The 18215-nt window shown below is 64.1% G+C and carries 15 protein-coding genes; 8 read left to right on the top strand and 7 right to left on the bottom strand.

Annotated elements, in window-relative coordinates; translation table 11 throughout:
• The 4 genes from KBA48_RS26405 to KBA48_RS26390 form a co-directional block, all read right to left on the bottom strand.
• The coding region (locus KBA48_RS26405; RefSeq protein ID WP_292911680.1) for a ribonuclease J at positions 1-1123 on the bottom strand (1123 nt) is incomplete at its 3' end.
• 71 nt (positions 1124-1194) lie between these two features.
• Positions 1195-2598 (bottom strand): PepSY domain-containing protein, encoded by a 1404-nt coding sequence (locus KBA48_RS26400; RefSeq protein ID WP_292911679.1) that lies wholly within the window; start codon positions 2596-2598, stop codon positions 1195-1197.
• Positions 2599-2602: 4 nt separating this feature from the next.
• Positions 2603-4894, bottom strand: coding sequence for a TonB-dependent receptor (locus KBA48_RS26395; RefSeq protein ID WP_292911678.1), 2292 nt, complete (start codon positions 4892-4894; stop codon positions 2603-2605).
• Between the two features lie 88 nt (positions 4895-4982).
• Positions 4983-5396 carry a DUF2946 family protein gene (locus tag KBA48_RS26390; protein WP_292911677.1) on the bottom strand — a complete coding sequence of 138 codons (414 nt, stop codon included), beginning with the start codon at positions 5394-5396 and terminating at the stop codon, positions 4983-4985.
• 473 nt (positions 5397-5869) lie between these two features.
• Here KBA48_RS26390 and KBA48_RS26385 point away from each other — a divergent pair, with 473 nt between their 5' ends.
• Genes KBA48_RS26385 through KBA48_RS26375 form a run of 3 tightly spaced genes read left to right on the top strand, consistent with a single transcriptional unit; the run spans position 5870 to position 8375 of the window.
• Positions 5870-6874: a LacI family DNA-binding transcriptional regulator gene (locus KBA48_RS26385; RefSeq protein WP_292911676.1), complete on the top strand. Its 1005-nt coding sequence runs from the start codon at positions 5870-5872 to the stop codon at positions 6872-6874.
• A gap of 23 nt (positions 6875-6897) precedes the next feature.
• A complete protein-coding gene (locus tag KBA48_RS26380) occupies positions 6898-7608 on the top strand; it encodes an alpha/beta fold hydrolase (RefSeq protein ID WP_292911675.1) in 711 nt (236 codons plus the stop codon).
• Positions 7608-8375, top strand: a complete 768-nt coding sequence (locus KBA48_RS26375) for an aldolase/citrate lyase family protein (RefSeq protein WP_292911674.1) — start codon at positions 7608-7610, stop codon at positions 8373-8375. Before KBA48_RS26380 ends, KBA48_RS26375 begins: the two co-directional genes overlap by 1 nt.
• Positions 8376-8433: 58 nt before the next feature.
• On the opposite strand, the gene KBA48_RS26370 is transcribed toward KBA48_RS26375, so the two are convergent.
• From KBA48_RS26370 to KBA48_RS26360, 3 genes are all read right to left on the bottom strand, one after another.
• Positions 8434-9414: a cupin domain-containing protein gene (locus tag KBA48_RS26370; RefSeq protein ID WP_292911673.1), complete on the bottom strand. Its 981-nt coding sequence runs from the start codon at positions 9412-9414 to the stop codon at positions 8434-8436.
• Positions 9415-9490: 76 nt separating this feature from the next.
• On the bottom strand, positions 9491-12064 hold the full coding sequence (locus KBA48_RS26365) for a TonB-dependent receptor (RefSeq protein ID WP_292911672.1): 2574 nt from the start codon (positions 12062-12064) through the stop codon (positions 9491-9493).
• Between the two features lie 165 nt (positions 12065-12229).
• Entirely contained in the window at positions 12230-13276 is a 1047-nt protein-coding gene (locus KBA48_RS26360) for a LacI family DNA-binding transcriptional regulator (RefSeq protein ID WP_292911671.1), read from the bottom strand.
• Between the two features lie 173 nt (positions 13277-13449).
• Between KBA48_RS26360 and KBA48_RS26355 the strand changes: the two genes are divergently transcribed.
• The 5 genes from KBA48_RS26355 to KBA48_RS26335 all read left to right on the top strand — a co-directional run.
• On the top strand, positions 13450-14604 hold the full coding sequence (locus KBA48_RS26355; RefSeq protein WP_292911670.1) for an ester cyclase: 1155 nt from the start codon (positions 13450-13452) through the stop codon (positions 14602-14604).
• A gap of 31 nt (positions 14605-14635) precedes the next feature.
• Positions 14636-15970 carry an ABC transporter substrate-binding protein gene (locus KBA48_RS26350; protein WP_292911669.1) on the top strand — a complete coding sequence of 445 codons (1335 nt, stop codon included), beginning with the start codon at positions 14636-14638 and terminating at the stop codon, positions 15968-15970.
• Positions 15971-15974: 4 nt separating this feature from the next.
• Entirely contained in the window at positions 15975-16874 is a 900-nt protein-coding gene (locus tag KBA48_RS26345; protein WP_292911668.1) for a carbohydrate ABC transporter permease, read from the top strand.
• Complete coding sequence (locus tag KBA48_RS26340) at positions 16874-17722, top strand: carbohydrate ABC transporter permease (protein WP_292911667.1); 849 nt, start codon at positions 16874-16876, stop codon at positions 17720-17722. Before KBA48_RS26345 ends, KBA48_RS26340 begins: the two co-directional genes overlap by 1 nt.
• Positions 17723-17746: 24 nt before the next feature.
• The coding region (locus KBA48_RS26335) for an ABC transporter ATP-binding protein (protein WP_292911666.1) at positions 17747-18215 on the top strand (469 nt) is incomplete at its 3' end.

Genomic DNA, 18215 nt, shown 5'->3' with positions numbered 1-18215 from the left:
GCACGACCGTGTCGCCCTTGCCAAACGGCGGGAAGCGGCGTTCGCCGCGCGCCAGCTTGGCCAGGGCCGCCTTTTCCTCACCCTGCCCGCCGGTGCAGATCAGGGCCACCTTGTCGCTGTCCAGACCCTTCAGATGGGCCGGTTCGGTCAGCGGCACGGGGACATGGTCCAGCATGCCCAGGTCACGGGCCACCTCGTCGCAATTGCGCATCGACCGTCCGGCCAGCGCCACCTGACGGCCGGCAGCAGCAGCGGCGGCAACGGCGGACGACACGCGCGCCACATTGGTGGCAAAGCAGCAGATGGCGATCTGACCCTTGCGGGTGGCGAACAGCCGGTCAAAGGCGCGACGAACCTGCGCTTCGGAGGTCGAAGGCAGATCCTTGTGCGCATTGGTGCTGTCGCACAGCATGGCCAGCACGCCATCGTCACCAAGCTTGCGCAGGGCGTCGAAATCGGTGGGTTGGCCCAGGCCCGGCTGCGGATCGAACTTCCAGTCGCCCGTGTGCAGGACGGTACCGGCGCCCGTGTCGATGGCCAGCGCCACCGGCTCGGGGATGGAATGCGTCATGCGGATGGAGCGGAAGCCGAAAGGGCCGATGCTGAACGCCCCGCCGACGGGGTAGGTGTTCATCTCGACCTTGTCGAGAACCCCGGCCTCGTCCAGGCGGCGGGCGATCAGTTTGGTAGCGAACGGCGTGGCCCAGATCGGGCAGCCGATCGCCTGCGGCCAGATACGGTCGATGGCGCCGATATGGTCTTCGTGCGCGTGAGTAATGACCAGGGCCAGCAGCCGGTCAAGGATGGGGGCCAGGAAGCCCGGGTCGGGGATGACACAATCAACGCCTTCGACACCCTGGTCGGGGAAGGCGATGCCGGCATCGACCAGCACCCAGTAACCGTCATGACCATACAGGGTCCAGTTCATGCCGATACGGCCAAGGCCGCCCAGGGGCACAACCAGCACTTCGCCCTTGCCCGGCACGGGCCAGCGGCGGTCATAATCAGTGTAGCGTTGGAAGGGGATGACAGTGGCATCCGCCCGGTCGGTATCCGCACCGGCCCCGATACGGGGGAGCGCGGGAACGCTTTCATGCAAAGCGTCGAAATCAGTCTCTTTCATGCCCCACCCTTATCCCGCGTCGCAGCAACTTTGTCAAAGGTGCTGCGCGCGGGTCAGGCATGGGAATTTGGTCAGGCGGTTCGCAGGCCCAACCAGCGCCGGGCCGTCGGCAACCGGCGCAGAACCGCCAGATCAATCAGCGCCACCAGGATGATGGAAGCGCCCAGCAACGGCAGGAACAAGGCGAAACCCAGCAGGATCATGCCCATGACAGCCGGACTGCCCTTGATCCGCAGCGGCGGCGGCGCGCCCAGTGCCCCCGACGGGCGCCGCTTCCACCACATTACCGCCCCGCTGACGGACAGAAGCACAAGGCCAATTGCGGCGACGACGCCCAGGAACTGGTTGAAGCCACCGAACAATTGCCCCTCATGGGCTGCGATACCGACGCCCACAACCCGGTCGATGATATGGCGGTCGGCAAAATCCTCTCGCCGAAGCTGGCTGCCGGTGGCGCCGTCCAGGTCGATGGAGACACGGTCAGGCCGGTTGGCCGTCATCGACCGCACAGCCCAGGCACCGCCGGCCCTGGCCGGCAGATTGATATGGACCGGTGCCGCCAGGTGCAGCGGCGTGACCGACGCCACCACATCCGACAGGGTGAAGGCCCCCACCATCATATCCTGCATGGACAGGCCGGCATGGTCCATCGCCGCATCCTCGGCATGTTCATGGGCATCATGGCCCGCCCGTTCGGCCCGGCGGCTGGTGGTCCAGTCCTGTTGCTGGGCGGCGGTTCCCGTGGCCTTGCGCACCGCCTTGAACCCCTCTCCCCAGACCGACGCCCAGGGCAGACCGGTCAGCAGCAAGAACAGGGCCAGGAACGACACCCACAGGCCCACCACGGCATGCAGGTCGCGCCAGAAGGCGCGCCCCCCGGCCGTCAGCCTTGGATAAAGCACCCCGGCCCAGCCCTGATTGCCGCGCGGCCACCAGAGATAAAGCCCGCTGACCACCATGACGATGCCCCAGCAGGCCGCCAGTTCCACAAACAGCGAACCATTGTCGCCCATCAGAAGCTCGCCATGGAACTTCTTGATCTGCTGCATCAACCGGTCCTCTTCCCGGACCTTGTGCAGGATTTCCAGGGTCTGGGGATGGACATAGACGCGCCACGTGTCCCCCGTCCCATCGCGGACCAGCACCCGCACCGCGTCATCCGCCTCCACCGGAAGGATATAGGTGCGCAAGGTGCCGTCCGGCACGGCGGCCAGGGCCGCGAATGCCTGGGCATTGGCATCCGCGGCCGGGCCGGTCAGGACCAGATTGTCATACGGCCTGTCGATCAGGGCCTCCACCTGCGGCTTGAACAGGTAGAGCGCGCCGGACACGGCCAGAGCAACGATGAAGGGCACGCAGAACAGGCCGGCATAGAAATGCCAGCGCCAGATGGTGCGGTAATCCAGCCAGCCCCTGGCCGGCGCCGCCTTGCCCGTTCCGGCTGTGCCGGAACCCTTGATCGACAGGTCCGTCATGGCGTCAGCCCTTCCATTTCAGTTCAAGCGTGAAGGTGCGTTGCGGATAGGGGTGGAAGACCCAGGCCTTGTCGTTGCCGATATTGTCGACACCAACACTGAGTTGCGTCTCCTCCGTCATGTCCCAGGACAGTTTCGCGTCGAAGATCATCAGTTCCGACGTATAGCCATAGGTGTCGCCGCGCTGTGTCCCCTCCAGGTTGGTATTGGGGCGGGACGCATAGCGCCAGCCGCTGGATATCTGCCAATCCTGGGCGAAGCGGTAGCGGGCATTGCCGTTCAGGCGCCATTTCGGAATGCGCGGGAACTGCACCCCTTGCGACGCCGGGACCGACCGGTTGCGCACCGTCTGCGCATCGATCCAGGCGGCATTGAAATCGACATTCAGGCCCTCGATACCGCCGACATCCGACGCCTCGATGATTCCCTCCACGCCCCATTGGCGCACGATGTCGATATTCTTGAACGAGGAGGTGACGATGCCGAACTGGTTGAAACCCTGCTGGCTGAAGATCGCGTCCTCCACTCGCTGATAGAAGACGCTGCCCGTGAAGCGCACATCGTCGAAGGCCCTGCGCAGCATCAGGTTGGCGTCCCGCGACTTCTCCGGCTTCAGATTGGGGTCGAAGCTGTTGAAGTCGAACTCCCCGGTGCTCAGCAGCTTGCCCTGGAACAGTTCCCCTACCGTGGGGTAGCGGGTGGCGGTCGCCAGGCTGAGCTGTCCCACCCAATCGGCCGGCAGATCGGCCTGAATGCCCACCGACGGGTTGACGCTGGTCTCCTTGCGGTCGGCGTAGGACTGGTATGTCGGGCCGCCCGCCACACGGGTGCCTATCCGCCCGTCAAAGGCCCGCCAATTGTCGACGCGCACACCGCCTGTCAGCTTCACGTCCGGCGCCACCTGCCAGGCATCATCAATGAAGGCGCCCAATTGGCGGGAGCGCCCGCCCGTGCGCGTGTTGAAGGTCGGCGCCGCGCCGGTGCGCCAGTTGCCGACACCATAAATCGTCTGATCGGTTTCATAGAGGCTGCTGTTGAAGCCAACCGCCAGCTCATGGTCGCCCAGGGTGCGCTCCAACTGCCCGTCACCGGTCCACCAGCCGGTATCCCCCTGACGCGTATCGGTGCCGGCCCCGCTGTTGATGCCATTCAGATAGCCGGTGGAAGCGCGCGACCGCTGCTTGTCAATCACGAAGCGCGACAGGTTCAGGCTGGCCTGCCAGTCGCCAATGGGGCCTTCCAGCTTCATCCCCCCCAGGATTTCCCGGCGCTCCGTCAGGGACAGGTTGATGGCGGGCATTGTGTATTGTTTGCCGTCCACCGAAACACGACCCGTGAAGACCGGGTTTCCGGCGGCATCACGCAGATAGGTGGTGGGGGTGGTACCGTCATAGTCGCTGGTCCACAGCACGGCCAGCAGCGACGCGTTCCAGCCATCGGCGAAATCGTAGCCGATGCGGCCGCGCACCTGATCCTGCGTCGTGTCTTCCACGGAATAGGCGCCGGATACGGGTGTCTTGGTGATCAGGGCTGGATCGGTCACGGCCCCCGTCACCACCGTCGATGCCGCCATGCCGGTGGCTTGCGTGAGTTGATAGAATTGCTGCGGATGGCCCTGGTTCTCCAGCCTGCGGTAGGACAGGCGCGCGCTCCACGGGCCATCCTTCTGCTTCCAGCCGAAACCAGCCTCACCCGTATAGCCGTCGAAATCGCGGTCGGTGCCGTACTGCTTGTAGGGCTGCACGAAATATTGTGCCGTGGCGAAGCTCTCCAGCCCCTCCTTGGGGGGCTTGGTGGTGATCGAAATGATGCCGCCCATCGAATTGCCGGGATAGCGGGACGAATAGGGGCCATAGACAATGTCGAACTGCTGCACCTCGCCCGGCCCCACAACGCCCCATTTTGGCGGGAAGGAAAAGCTGTTGCCCAGCAGGTTGGACACGGTGAACCCATCGACCAGCACCAGGGCCCGGGCCGATTGTGTCGAATGCGTACCGCGGAAACCCGGTACGGCATTGGCATCACCGATGAAACGTTTACGCACGAAAAAATTCGGCGCGTATTTCATCAAATCTTCGACATTCACGGCATTGATGGCCGCGAACTGTTCCTCACCCAGCGACACGGACAGGCCGCGCGGCACGATGGTGATGGGGGCGTCACGCTGGCCGATGACAATCACCTCCTGCACGGAAGCGGCATCGGCCACCTGGGTTTCGTCAGCCATGGCAGGCATGGAAAGCGCGATGAACGCCACGGAAGCCAGGCTTCGGGCGCGATAACGGGTACGGAACACGAGATGGTCCTCCGGCCATCAGACCCGCGATCAGTGATTTTTCAGCGGGCGACGGCTGTTGGAAAGGGCTTGGGAAGGGTGATAGCGATCAGAAGCCCAAGACCATCGGCGGCGCCCGTGCGCCCAGAACCGGCCCGCACAGCAGTCGACGCAGAGCGGCAATCGACGCGGGCCATAAGACCCGTCGTTCCGCACCAGGCGGCAGCAGCAGGGCAACCAGCAGCAGGACCGGCGCCAGCAGGGTGAGCGCCATGAAAGGACAAAGCCCGTGCTGGCCCGTATCGGCAGGTGCCGCGTCGGCCCCGCCGTCACTCCCATCGACCTGGACAGTCGACAGCCCGGCACCGGTACAGACCACCAGCCACCCTTTGCCATTGTCGGGGTCGGGGTTCGGCATGAAGCCACCCGGGATCATCCCCCGCAGCAGCAAGGCAAACAGCAGCACCCACGGCGCGATACGCCGTGCCAATAGAATTGCTGCCGAGAAGATGCCCCTGTCCATGCAGGGTTAATGCAATCACCGGGACGGTTGGTCAATGGGAACATGGTGCGACGGAATGATCTGCCGCCGGGCAACGCCCGACCGGGGGCAGAAGCGGACCGGCGTCGGGGAATGCCGGGCTGTATTCGGATGCAGATCATCCGTTCAATCATGTCCAGGGGGCGATCATGCCCGGACAAAATAGGGCCCAGATCGTGGGAAAAATTGATTTGCATGCGTATGCATTTTTTGTGAAAATCACCATCAGCAGCATAACGGCTGAAGGGGAGGCACAAGAATTCATGGCATGGATGCGGTACGGGCACGCGACCGGAAACGACGCCCCCGGCCCCTTCCGACAAACCTCCTTCACACATGCCGGGCCGCGCGCTACACCCTTGCTCTCTGACCGGCGGACATGAGGGTGGGGCGACATGGCGGGACGGCCGCCGAAAAACAGGGTCATACAGCCAGTGCCCGAAACGATGCCTGACATGGGCAGCCGCCGCGCCACCTCCTATGACGTGGCGCGACTGGCCAATGTCAGCCAGAGTTCGGTCAGCCGCGCCTTCACGGCAGGCGCCAGCATATCGGAAGATGTGCGCAAGCGTGTGCAGGAAGTGGCGGCCCAGCTTGGTTATCAGCCCAATGCCATCGCCCGCAGCCTGATCACCCGCCGGTCGGATCTGATCGGGCTGATGATCGGGCAATCCACCAACCTGAACTATCCAGAGGTGCTGTTCGAACTGTCGCGACGCATTTCATCCTCCGGCTCCCGCGTGCTTCTGTTCGCAATGGAAAGCGAGGCGGAGATCGGGGCCACGATGGAGCAATTGTGGCGCTATCAGGTGGATGGAGTGATCAGCGCCGCCCGGCTGTCACCTGAACAGGTGGGCGAGTTCACGACCCGACGCGTGCCGCTGATCCTCTATAATCGCATGTTGCCCGACCGCGCCGTCACCGCCGTCAGCGTCGACCACGCCGATGGTGAGCGGCGGCTGGTGGATCGGCTGGTCAAGGCGGGGCACCAGCGTTTCGGCCTGATCAGCGGTCCGCCGGACAATGCCGTCAGCGTGGAACGCATGGAAAGCGCGCTGGCCCGGCTGCGTCACCACGGGCTGGACAGGATGGCGCTGGCCCGGGGCGCCTATTCCTATGAAAGCGGGGGCGAGGCGTTCGGGCAGTTGGTGGAAATGCTGGACGGTCCGCCGGATGCTGTCATCTGTGCCAATGACGCGATGGCCATCGGTGCGATCGATGCCGCCCGTCATCATTACAAATTGTCGGTGCCCGGACAGGTGTCGATTGTCGGGTTCGATGGTGCCGGGACGGCCCGCTGGCTGTCCTATGACCTGACAACCATCCGGCAACCGGTGCGACGAATGGCCGAAGCCGCCGTGCAGATGCTGATGGAACGCATCGACGCGCCGGAGATGGAACCCGAAACCCGCCTTTATGCCGGGGAACTGATCCAGGGAGGGTCGGCCCGGCTGGGGTGATCACCCCTTGCAAGGAGATGCCGATGACCATGCCCCCACCCCTGATCCTGCTGCCCGGCCTGCTGTGCGATGCGCGATTATGGACCGGATTGACAGCGGAACTGGAGGGGGCGGCCCGCCCCCTGGTCGCCGACCTGACCCAGGACGACAATATCAGCGGCATGATTGACCGGGTGCTGGACACGGCGCCGGCCCGTTTCGCGCTGGCCGGTTATTCCATGGGCGGCATCGTCGCCCTGCATCTGGCGTCGCGGGCACCCGAACGCGTCAGCCATCTGTTCATCCTGAACAGCACGGCCCGGCCGGACCCCGACCATCGTCGGGAAATCCGGGATCGGCAGGTGGCGGATGCACAGGCCGGCAACCTGTCGCACCTGCTGCGTGATGAAATGCTTCCGCATTATTTCGGGGCTGATTTTGTAGGTCGGGCCGACCTGTCCTCCCTGGTGCTGAAGATGGGTGTGGAGATGGGGGCGGAGGTCTTTACGCGGCAGATGCGCGCCCTGCGCGACCGGGCCGATGCGCGACCGCTCCTGTCCGCCATCCCCTGCCCCACCCTGATCCTGGCCGCCGAACAGGATGCGATGTGTCCGGTGGACCGGCATGAGGAGATTGCCGCCGGCCTGCCCGACGCCAGACTGTCGATCATCGCCGGTGCCGGCCATATGGCGCCGCTGGAGCGGCCCGCCGCACTGGCCGCCGAAATCCGCCCCTTCCTGACGGGAACCACCTGATGAGCAGCGACGCATTTCCCATCCGCCTGAAACGGGGTGAGCCGTTGACCGGCTGTTTCTGCAAAATCCCGTCGGTACAGAATATCGAGGTGCTGGCCGGCAGTCCGCTGGATTGCCTTGTCATGGACGCCGAACATGGGCCGTTCGACCGCAACAGCCTGGATCAGGCGCTGATGATCCTGCGGGCATTGGGCAAGCCCGCGATCGTGCGGCCCCAGGCGGCAACGCCCGAACATATGCTGTCGGCGTTGGACAGCGGCGCCGATGCGCTGTTGCTACCCCATATCCGCACCGGCGCGGAAGCCGCCAGCGTGGCCCGCTGGACCCGGTTCGGGCCCGGCGGGCGTGGCTTTGCCGGGCATACACGCTCAGCCGATCTGGGGCGCCGGCCCCTGGCCCGGCATTTTCAGCAGGCAACGGAAAGCGCCTGCGCCATCGCCCAGATCGAGGATGCCGAGGCGCTGGAACATCTGGACGCGATTGCCGGCACGCCGGGTATCGATGCCCTGTTCATCGGGCGTATCGACCTGACCATCTCCATGGGCCTGCTGGACCCCAAGGCGCCGGCGGTCCTGGACGCATGCGAACGCATCTGTGCCGCCGCGCGGCGGGCTGGCAAACAAGTGGGCCTGTTCACGCCCGACCTGACGGAACTGCCACACTGGCGATCCTTGGGCGCCAGCCTGTTCCTGCTGGGCTCCGACCAGGGGTTCCTGCAAGCGGGCGCGGCAAAACTCGCGTCGGACGTGGCGGCGGCGATGAGTTGAAATGAAAGGGGGGCGCTGCCATGGACAGCGCCCCCCACAATTCAATTTTCCGACCCGATCACGCCTGTATGGCGGCTACCGGATCATCACCGCCCCGCACCGCCAACAGGATGCAGGCATCGCCGCCCTGTTGATGGAGGCTGTGGACCAGTCCCTTGGGCACACTGAACGTATCGCCCGGCCCCAGCGCCAGTTCACCACCGTCCCAACGGAATAGCGCGGCACCGGACAGGACAAACAGCACCTCCACCTCCCGCCTTGCATGCGCGGCGGTGGCGGTTCCGGGCGCCAGGGTAAGCCGGCGCAGGATGAAGCCATGCGACCCCGACAAGGGGGCGTCGGGACCGATCAGCGCCTCTTCCAGCAAACCGGCACCCGGCACCTGCGGCACGGTCTGCCCCGCGCGGACCACGCACCGGGCCAGGGCAGCCGCGTCAATCCGGTCAAAGGCGGACAATGCCGCCACGGGCAGCGGCTTCACGGGCTGTGCGTCGGCAGGCACGACACCACCGGCCGCCGTATCGACCAGGGCGCCATTTTCCAGCAGGACCAGCCCATGACCACGCGCCCGTTCAATCACATCCGGCGCCCAGGTGACGCGGCCGGGATCGTCCCCGCCCAGTACGGCAAAAAGGAAGCCGGTATCGCTTCCCACATTTTCAAAACCACGGAAACAATTGGTGGGAATGGAGATGACGTCTCCGGGTCCCATGATGATGCTGCTGTCCTTTTTATCCACGCCCATGGTGAAGGCCCAGGTGCCGGAGAAGACAGCAAAAACCTCTGCGGTTTCATGGCTGTGCTGGGAATTCACGCAATGGGGCGGCTGCCGTGCGCCCCCGATATTGAATCCGTGCGGCTCGCTGATATGCACATGCTGATCGGGGTTTTCGGCCACGCCCGGCCCGATGATGGTGAAATTTTCCTTCCTGTTCGATCCGGGGGTTCGGGCGTCGATGAAGGCGGTGGTGCAGGGCCGAAGGTCGGCATAGCGGACCAGGCGGGCGGACAGGGCCGCCGCATCGGGAATGGACGTCATGGTCGGGCCCTCCGATGGGCCATGTGTCGGGAAAGGAACGGGGCGACCGGGCGGCCGCCCCGCAAGGTGGGGAGGATCAGAAACGGACGCTGCCCTTGACGCCCCACAGGCGCGGCGGGGCATAGCTGGCCTGAAGCGCGCCGGCGCCGTAGACGTAGCGGTTGGCAACCGCCTTGTCGGTGACATTGTCCACGAATGCCTGCAGACGGTATTGCTCGTTGACGTCCCAGATCAGGCGCAGGTCCAGCTTGGCATAGCCCTTCTGGTAATCGAGCGCGGAATTGAAGGGCGTTCCGTAATAGCCATCGGAGAAGGTGACGGTGGCCAGCGGGGTCAGGCTTCCACTGGTTCCCACCTCCATCTCGTATTTGGCGGTGACGGAGCCGGTCCAACTGGGCTGATGCGGGATTTCCTTGCCGGACAGGTTGCAGCCATAAGTGCCGGTGGTGCCCGCCACCAGACCGCAATCATACCCCGGCGCGAAGATGCGGGTGCCATTGGCCAGCAGAAGCGTCGTGCCGAAGGACAGCGGCGTGTCGGGGAACCGTGTATATTCGGCATCCATCACCGAGAAGGCACCGGTCAGGCTGAAATCCGATGTGACCTGCCATTGCAGTTCGGTTTCCAGACCATAGGTGCGGGCCCGCGCGGCATTGAACACGCCGGAAATCGTGGTCCCGCCCACCGGCACGGCGCGCTGTTCCTGAAGATTGCTGTACCAGTTGTAATAGAAGGACAGGTTGAGCTGCAGGCGGTTGTCCAGGAAACGGTTCTTGGACCCCACTTCCAGCGCCTTCACCTTCTCCGGATCGAATGTGGGTGCCAGGCCAGCGGCCGCCTGACCGGAATTGAAGCCACCCGACCGGAAGCCCGTGGAATAGGACCCGTACAGCATATGGTCGTCCGCCAGTTCGTAATCGGCGGCGAGGCGATAGGTGAATTCTTTGAAGCTCTTCGGGTCATAGGACGCGCCCGTCAGGACATTGGTGTTATAGGGCGCGCAGGCGAAACCCGGTGCGGCACCGGCAAAGGTGCAGTTGGTCGTGCCCCGCGTGCCGAAGGAACTGTCGGGGATGCGGCGAAGCATATCCAGCGTGATGGCACTGGCATCCGGGGTGCGGACGCCCGTGGCACTGGTCAGCAACGGCAGGATCAGGTTGGCGTTGGCGAAGGCAAAATCCTTGCGGTCGCGGGTATAACGACCGCCCAGCGTCAGGTTCAGCTTCTCCGTGACCGCATAGGACGCCTGGGCATAGCCGGCCAGCGACTTCGTGGTCGCCCGCTGCTGATCATAGGTGCCGCCGGACGCGGGCGCCAGGTTCAGCACACCATTGGCCGTGCGGATGGTGCGGGGGAACTGCTGGTTGACAAAGGCGCCTTCCAGCTTGTCGTGGAAATAATAAAGCCCCGTGACCCATTTCAGCGGCCCGTCACCATTCGACAATGCCTGCACCTCCTGGCTGAAGGTCTTGGCGGCCGTCAGGGAGGAATCGATGGCAATGGTATTGCCGGAGAAATCGCTGTCGGCCGTCCGGACGGCGTCGAAATCGACATAGCCCGTGATGGATTTCAGCGTCACGCCATCCAGTTCATAGGCCAGATCCAGGGAGCCGGACCATTTCTCAAGGTCCAGATAGGTCTTGTAGTCGGTATCGATACGATAGGGATCGTCATACTTGTAGATCGGCACACCCAGATCGACGCCGACCCCGGCGGATGTGGTGCAATCCGCGATCCCATCGCGGTTGCCGGCGCGGCTGTTCACCAGCAGCGGCGTGGCATTAAAAAGCTGCTGGCATGTCGGGCCATAGACATAGGTGCCGCGCTGCTTGTAACCGAAGGCGGAACCGCCGGCTCCACCCTGCTCGTTATAATCGGCACGCGCCGTCACCGTGAAATTCTCCGTCGGCTCCACCTTGAACGACGCGCGCGCATATTTGCTGTCATCGTCGAACAGGTTGCTGCCGGCGGGATTGTCATTCTTGACCCAGCCATCGCTTTCATCGCGCATGGCCGCGACGCGGAAGGCGGCATTGTCGCCCAGCGGCACATTGATGAAACCCTCGGTCTTCACCTTGCCATAGGAACCCAACGTCAGGTCGGCACCGCCCTCCAGCGTTCCCAGCTTGGGGGCTTCCGTTGTCAGCACGATGTTGCCGCCAAAGGTGTTGCGACCATACAGCGTGCCCTGCGGCCCACGCTGCACCTCCAACTGTGCGATATCGACGAAGCCGGCCATGGCCTGGCTGGCACGTGACTGATAGATGCCGTCGATGAAAAAGCCGATGGTCGTGTCGCCATTGATGGCGACATTGTCGGTGCGCACCCCACGCATCGACGGACGGGCATCACTGCCCGACCGGGCGAAGCTGAAGCCCGGCACCGCTCCTTCCAGGCGCGAAATATCGGTCAGTCCGCGCTCTTCAAGAGCGGCGGCGGTGAATGCGCTTACCGATACGGGAACGTCCTGCAGGTTTTCCGCGCGGCGCTGCGCCGTCACAATGATTTCCTCCAGCACCAGGCCGTCCTGTGCCTGCGCCAAGGCGGATGAAGCCGGCAAAGCCAGGGCCAGGGCCGACAGGCCCAGCAGCCAATGGCCGCGCAGGGCGCGCTGGCCCGACCGGATGGAAGCGTTTTGCTGCGTATGCATCCCCGAAGTCCCCTCTGTTCGCCATTCGGCATTGTGGCTGCGATGGCTGAAACGCTAATCCGAAATGACTGCGTATGCAATATGAATGCATATAATCCCTTAAAGATTCTGCACATGAACAATTTTATTGAATTATTTCATATAGTTAAATGATGCATTCGCATGCTACACCAACCGCGCCGTTGCGCCGGAATGGAACTCTCCAAAGAAAAAACGCTGTTCGGCGGGCAGGGTCGGGTCTTCGATCCGCGCCAGCAGCAGGTCGATGGCGGCGGCGACCATGCGTTCCACGGGCTGACGGGTGAAGGTCAATTTGTGGTTCGGCCCCTGGGTCGGATTGACAACGCCGAATCCGACCACCGACACCTGCTCCGGCACATCCACCCCCTCGGCGCGCAGCCGGTCGATGCAGCCCAACGCCACCGTGTCGTTGATGCACAGCAGCGCGTCCGGCCATTTCCCACCCAGGGTAGCCCTGATCTGTGCCAACGCGGGCTCGGCGCTGCTATAGAGATAGGGCAGCCGGACGACGACCGGATCATTGATGCCGGCTGCCGCCAGACGCGCCACCGCACCCGCCACCGCCTCTTCCCCGATATAGGAGGAGGCCGGGCCGGAGATCACCGCGAATCGTTGATGTCCTGCCGCAAGCAGGCGACCGACCATGGATCGTGCGCCCTCCCGGTAATTGCAGCAGACGCTGGATGTCTGCGCCTCCAGCACGCGGTTGAACAGAACCAGCGGGATCCCCCGCTCATCGAACCGTTCCGCCAGATCGGCCGTGATGGCGGCTGTTGTCAGGGCGGCATCGACCCGGTGCGATAGGATACGGTCCGCCACATCGGCAATGGACCTGTCGCCACCGATGGTGAACAGCAGCACGTGATAGCCCTGCTCCGCCAACCGCTCACTCACCTCATACAGCAGTTCAGGATAGAGCAGGTTGGTCCGGGCTTCGATCAGCAAAGCCACCAGATTGGACCGGCCGCTTGTCAGTCCCCGCGCCAGAATGTTGGGCTGGTAGCCCAGTTCCCGCGCGGCCGCCATCACCCGGTCGCGCAAAGCGGGGGAAACCTTTCCACCCGGCGTGAATGCGCGCGACACGGTTGCTTGCGAAACCCCGACAAAATTGGCCACATCCTGCGCTGTCACGGCCCCAGGTGCCCTTTCGATTGGGCGTTGCCGTTCGGTCCTGCCCTTATCCCGTTCCATGATATCCCCGTTGGAAATTCTGCCATTTTCCTTGATACGCCATTCCGATCCGCCGTCACAGTGCGGATCGGCCCTTCTATCCAGATTGTTGAATTTTTGATTGCATACGCATTCACACCCCTTTATCGTCGCCCCCACGGCATGCGATGCCGACCCATCGACAGGAATGAACCATGGCGGACGGAGAAGAGGCAGTGGCCAAACCCGCAACCACGGCGCTGGCGCGCAGCAACCAGGGGGGTGCCGCGGCCAACAGCCCGAACGGCGTGTCGCGGGTGCGGCACATCGACATCAATGACCTGCTGAGCCCCCGGACGGAGCGGCGGCAATCCCTGAACGGCTATCAGGAATGCTATTCCGATATCGTTCACTACATCGCCTATTGCACCCACCGCATCTGGGCGGAAAAGGGTATCGGCCTGATCTATGATCATTATGATCCGGCCTGTCTGGTCCACACGCCCTATGGCACCTCGGCAGGCGTCGATGATGTGGTGGCCAGCACCTTGCAGATGATGCAGGCATTCCCCGACCGTTCCTCCCGCCTGGTCAATGTCGCCTGGTGCGGGGATGATCGGCAGGGTTTCTATACCTCGCATCTGGGCCAGAGCCGGATGACCAATCTGGGGCCGTCGGCCTATGGTCCGGCCACAGGCCGCAAGGTCAGCATCCGCCATATCGCCGATTGTGAATCCGTCGCCAACCGCATCACGCGGGAATGGCTGGTCCGGGACAATGGCGCCCTGGTCCGCCAGATCGGCCTGGACCCGCACGAGGTGGCGAAGAAGATGGCGGCGGCGGAGCTGGCGCGCGGCGCCGACCCGGTTCGCCACGGCCTGACCGAGCGTGATCCGGGTCAAAGGCTGCCCGTGTCGCGTTACCTGCCGGCCGCCAACGTGTCGGCGGAGGAACGGCTGCGCGTGATGTTCCACGAAATCTGGAACGCCCGCCGCCTGGACCGGCTGAAGGAATTCTACGCCCCCAACGCCTATGTCCATACCGCACCGGGCCGCGACATCCAAGGGCTGAACGGCATCACCTGGCAGATTATCCGCCTGCTGGCGGCCATGCCGAACGCGGCCATCAGCTTCGATCATTTCTGTGATGTGCAGGAGACCGACGGCTATATCGCGGCCGTGCGCTGGACCTTGAACGGCACGCACACGGGCAACGGCATGTTCGGGGGCCCGAGCGGCAACCCCGTCTCCATCCTGGGCATGAGCCATTTCCGCTTCGAAGGCGATCTGATCGTGCAGGAATGGACCGTATGGGATGAAATATCCGTGTTGATGCAGGTCCACGCCCCCGTCAATGCATTGGGTGTGTGACCGGCTCGGCCATGGCAAAGGGAGGATGGGGATGGTGGGGAACCGAACGGGACCAAGCCGCCGCGCGCTGCTGACCGGGGGCTTGGCGACGGGTGCGCTGGCCACCCTGCCCCGGCCCGGCCGGGCATCATCGGCCGGGCCACGGATCAGCGTCATGGTCGTGGCGGCGTCACAGTTCAGGGGGCTTGAACTGCGCACGCCGGAATTCACCCGGGCCACGGGGATCGCGGTGGATTACCTCACCACCCCTTTCCGGAACCTGCAACAGAAGGTCTCCGCCGTCGGCGTGGCCCATGATGGCGGTGTCGACATCGTCACCTACATGGATGCCTGGGGTCCCTCCAACGCCTATTGGTATGAAGACCTAACGCCGTTGATGGCACGTGACGGGCTGGGCCTGGATCGCTATCCGGCCGCCTTTCATCCAGCCTGCCGCAGCGGCGGGCGCATCACGGGCCTTCCCGTGCGCGGTGCAGCGCAGACCTTCTATTACCGCCGCGACCTGTTCGACCGGCACGGGCTGTCCGCCCCCGCCACCTGGACGGACGTCATCGATGCGGGACGAAGGCTGGCCACGCTTGAACCTAGCATCGCGCCCCTGAACCTCTATTTCGGCAATGATGGCAGCCAGCAGAACCTGTTCGTCTGGCTGTCGCTGATCTGGAGCGCCGGCGGTGACCTGTTCGCCGCCAATGGCGCCCCCTTGCTGACCAGTGCCGTGGTTGCCGATGCCACCCGCTTCTATATCGACCTGCACCGCCGGTACGCCATTGCCAATCGCGGTTCCGTCTCCTTCGTGGAAAAGGATGCCGCCATTTCCTTTGCCCAGGGCAAGGCCGCGATGGCCCCGCTCTGGTCCTGGAATATCGGGCAATTCATGGACCGGTCAAGATCGGTGCTGACACCCGATCAGGTCGGGTTTGTGCCCATGCCGGCGGTCGTTGCCGACAGGCCTTCCGTCGCCTATGCCAATGTCTTCCCCATGTCGATCAATCGCTATTCCGGGCAAAAGGAAGCGGCCTGGGCCTATCTGAAATGGCTGTCCGATCCGGCGCTGGAACGGCGCAACGCCCTGGAAAAACAGGTGGCGGGCCAGGTGCTGGACAATAATATCGTGGTCCAGCGCAGCAACCTGTCCGACCCCACGATCAGCGCCGCCAATGGCGGCACGCTGGCCCTGGCGGCGAACGCGCTGGAAACCGGCCGCGTCTGTCCGCAGATGGAGGATTGGCCGGAGATCGGCGAAACCCTCTCCAACATGATCACGCGGGCGGCCAACGGCCAGGATATCGACAGGCTGCTGGCACGCGCGCAGCGGGACGTGATCGCCACGCTGCGCCGTGGCGGCCTGGACATCGACGGGTGAGGCCATGGGCTGGATCGAAAAAAAGCTGAAATACCTGCTGGTGGCGCCGGCCTTGACCATCGTCACGGCACTGGCCGCCTTCCCGCTTCTGCAATCGCTGATCGGCAGCCTGTTCGTCTGGCGCCTGAACCGCGCGCCGGGGCCGACAAAATTCATCGGGCTGGCGCATTATGAACGTGCCCTGACCGATCCACTTTTCTGGAACTCGGCCATGGTTACGGGGCTGTTCACGCTGTCCAGCGTGATCCTGACCACCGCATTGTCGCTGTCCTTCGCCATGGCCCTGTCGGTGCCGGGCCGTTCCACCAGGCTGATGCGGGTGCTGCTGATCCTGCCCTTCGCGATGAGCCCTGCCCTGATCGGCATGTCCTTCCGCTATATGTTCAATGCCGATTTCGGCGTCGTGCCGGCGTTGCTGGGTCTGGTCTGGGAACCGCTGGGCCATGTCGACTGGCTGGCCGACCCGGCGGCCGCCCTGGTGGTCGTCATCCTGTGCGACGCCTGGGGCTGGTTTCCCTTCATGACGATGATGATCATGGGCGGCCTGCGCACTGTCCCGCGTGAGGCGCAGGAAGCGGCGCGGGTAGACGGCGCCACGCCGTGGCAGGTGTTCCGCGACGTCACCCTGCCCTGCCTGAAGCCGGTGCTGCTGGTCGCCATGGTGCTGAAGACCATCTTCTGCCTGAAGATGTTCGATCAGGTGTTCCTGCTGACCAATGGCGGGCCCAGCCACGCCACACAGACGCTGAGCCATTACATCTATACCCAGAGCATGCGTTTTTACGACCTGGGCTATGGCTCGGCCCTGTCCTGGCTGCTGGTCCTGCCCATGGCGGCGCTGGTCTTCTTCTACACGCGGCAGATCCTGCTGCAATCCTCCGCCCGCCAACGGGATGCACGCTGATGGCCACGCTCACCCATCCCCATCCGGTCGCAAAGCGGCTTCAGGCCACGCCGCTGCTGCGCGGCCTGTTCCTGTCCTTCATGGCCTTCGCCATCCTGCTGCCCGTCATCTGGATCGCGTCGGGCGCGTTCAAGCAACTGGTCGATATTTTCCAGTTGCGTATCCTGTTCACACCCACGCTGGACAATTTCGCCGCCATCGCGGACCCGCCCTTCCTGGCCTACCAGAAAATGGCCAACAGCCTGATCGTGGCCCTGTGGGCGGTGGTCATCACCATTCCGCTGGCGCTGCTGGCGGCCTACAGCCTCTCGCGCTACCGGCTGCCGGGGGAACGGCTGATCCTGTTCGCGCTGCTGTCGACGCAGTTTCTGCCCTCGGTGGTCGTGGTGCTGCCCTTTTTCCTGCTGTTCCGCGATCTGGGCCTGCTGGACACGAAGACGGCGCTGGTCGCCATCAAGGTGGCCATGATGATGCCGTTCGCCGTCTGGATGCTGAAGGGCTTCGTCGACGGCATTCCGATCGAAATCGAGGAATCGGCCCGCGTGGACGGCGCCGCATCCTTGCGCATCATCCGCGACATGGTGGTGCCGCTTTCCATGCCCGGCGTCATCACCACGGCCATCTTCTGCTTCATCATGGCGTGGAACGAGTTCCTGTTCGCCCTGATCCTGACCTCACGCGAAGCGGTGACGCTGCCCATCGCGCTGTCCATGCTGACCACGGACGAAGGCGATTTCTGGCACCTGCTGTCGGCGGCCGGGCTGCTGGTCATGCTGCCGATGATCGGGCTTGCCCTTCTGATCCAGAAACATTTCACCGGCGGGTCCACGGCGGGTTCATCACGCTGACCCGGCCCGGCAAGGGAGAATGACATGGCAACCGTCCAACTGGACAATATCGCCAAGAGCTGGGGCGCGGTCACGGCCGTCAGCCCGCTGTCGCTGGACATCGCGGATGGGGAATTCCTGGTGCTGCTGGGGCCGTCCGGCTGTGGCAAGACCACGACCATGCGCATGATCGCCGGCCTGGACGAACCGACGGGCGGCACCATCCGCATCGATGGCCGCGACGTCACCCATCTGGAGCCGCGCGACCGCGACGTCGCCATGGTGTTCCAGAATTACGGACTTTATCCGCACATGACGGTTGCGGAGAATATCGCCTATCCGCTGAAACTGGCCGGCGTCCCCAGGGCGGAACGCAGCCGCCGTGTGGCGGAAGCCGCCGCGCGGGTGGAACTGACCCCCTATCTGGATCGCCGCCCCGCCGCCATGTCGGGCGGCCAGCGGCAGCGTGTGGCGCTGGCCCGCGCCATCGTGCGTCAGGCCCGGCTGTTCTTGA

The sequence above is a fragment of the Niveispirillum sp. genome, from assembly GCF_017996735.1.
In the GTDB taxonomy this organism is placed as follows: domain Bacteria; phylum Pseudomonadota; class Alphaproteobacteria; order Azospirillales; family Azospirillaceae; genus Niveispirillum.
This window is presented reverse-complemented; position numbering and strand designations above follow the sequence as displayed.

What these genes read in the sequence shown, in the direction of transcription:
- KBA48_RS26375 (WP_292911674.1), top strand. Translation starts at nt 7,608, where the DNA reads ATGAGCAGCGACGCATTTCCCATCCGCCTGAAACGGGGTGAGCCGTTG.
- KBA48_RS26385 (WP_292911676.1), top strand. Translation starts at nt 5,870, where the DNA reads ATGGGCAGCCGCCGCGCCACCTCCTATGACGTGGCGCGACTGGCCAAT.
- KBA48_RS26370 (WP_292911673.1), bottom strand. Translation starts at nt 9,414, where the DNA reads ATGACGTCCATTCCCGATGCGGCGGCCCTGTCCGCCCGCCTGGTCCGC.
- KBA48_RS26400 (WP_292911679.1), bottom strand. Translation starts at nt 2,598, where the DNA reads ATGACGGACCTGTCGATCAAGGGTTCCGGCACAGCCGGAACGGGCAAG.
- KBA48_RS26340 (WP_292911667.1), top strand. Translation starts at nt 16,874, where the DNA reads ATGGCCACGCTCACCCATCCCCATCCGGTCGCAAAGCGGCTTCAGGCC.
- KBA48_RS26390 (WP_292911677.1), bottom strand. Translation starts at nt 5,396, where the DNA reads ATGGACAGGGGCATCTTCTCGGCAGCAATTCTATTGGCACGGCGTATC.
- KBA48_RS26345 (WP_292911668.1), top strand. Translation starts at nt 15,975, where the DNA reads ATGGGCTGGATCGAAAAAAAGCTGAAATACCTGCTGGTGGCGCCGGCC.
- KBA48_RS26380 (WP_292911675.1), top strand. Translation starts at nt 6,898, where the DNA reads ATGACCATGCCCCCACCCCTGATCCTGCTGCCCGGCCTGCTGTGCGAT.
- KBA48_RS26365 (WP_292911672.1), bottom strand. Translation starts at nt 12,064, where the DNA reads ATGCATACGCAGCAAAACGCTTCCATCCGGTCGGGCCAGCGCGCCCTG.
- KBA48_RS26360 (WP_292911671.1), bottom strand. Translation starts at nt 13,276, where the DNA reads ATGGAACGGGATAAGGGCAGGACCGAACGGCAACGCCCAATCGAAAGG.
- KBA48_RS26350 (WP_292911669.1), top strand. Translation starts at nt 14,636, where the DNA reads ATGGTGGGGAACCGAACGGGACCAAGCCGCCGCGCGCTGCTGACCGGG.
- KBA48_RS26355 (WP_292911670.1), top strand. Translation starts at nt 13,450, where the DNA reads ATGGCGGACGGAGAAGAGGCAGTGGCCAAACCCGCAACCACGGCGCTG.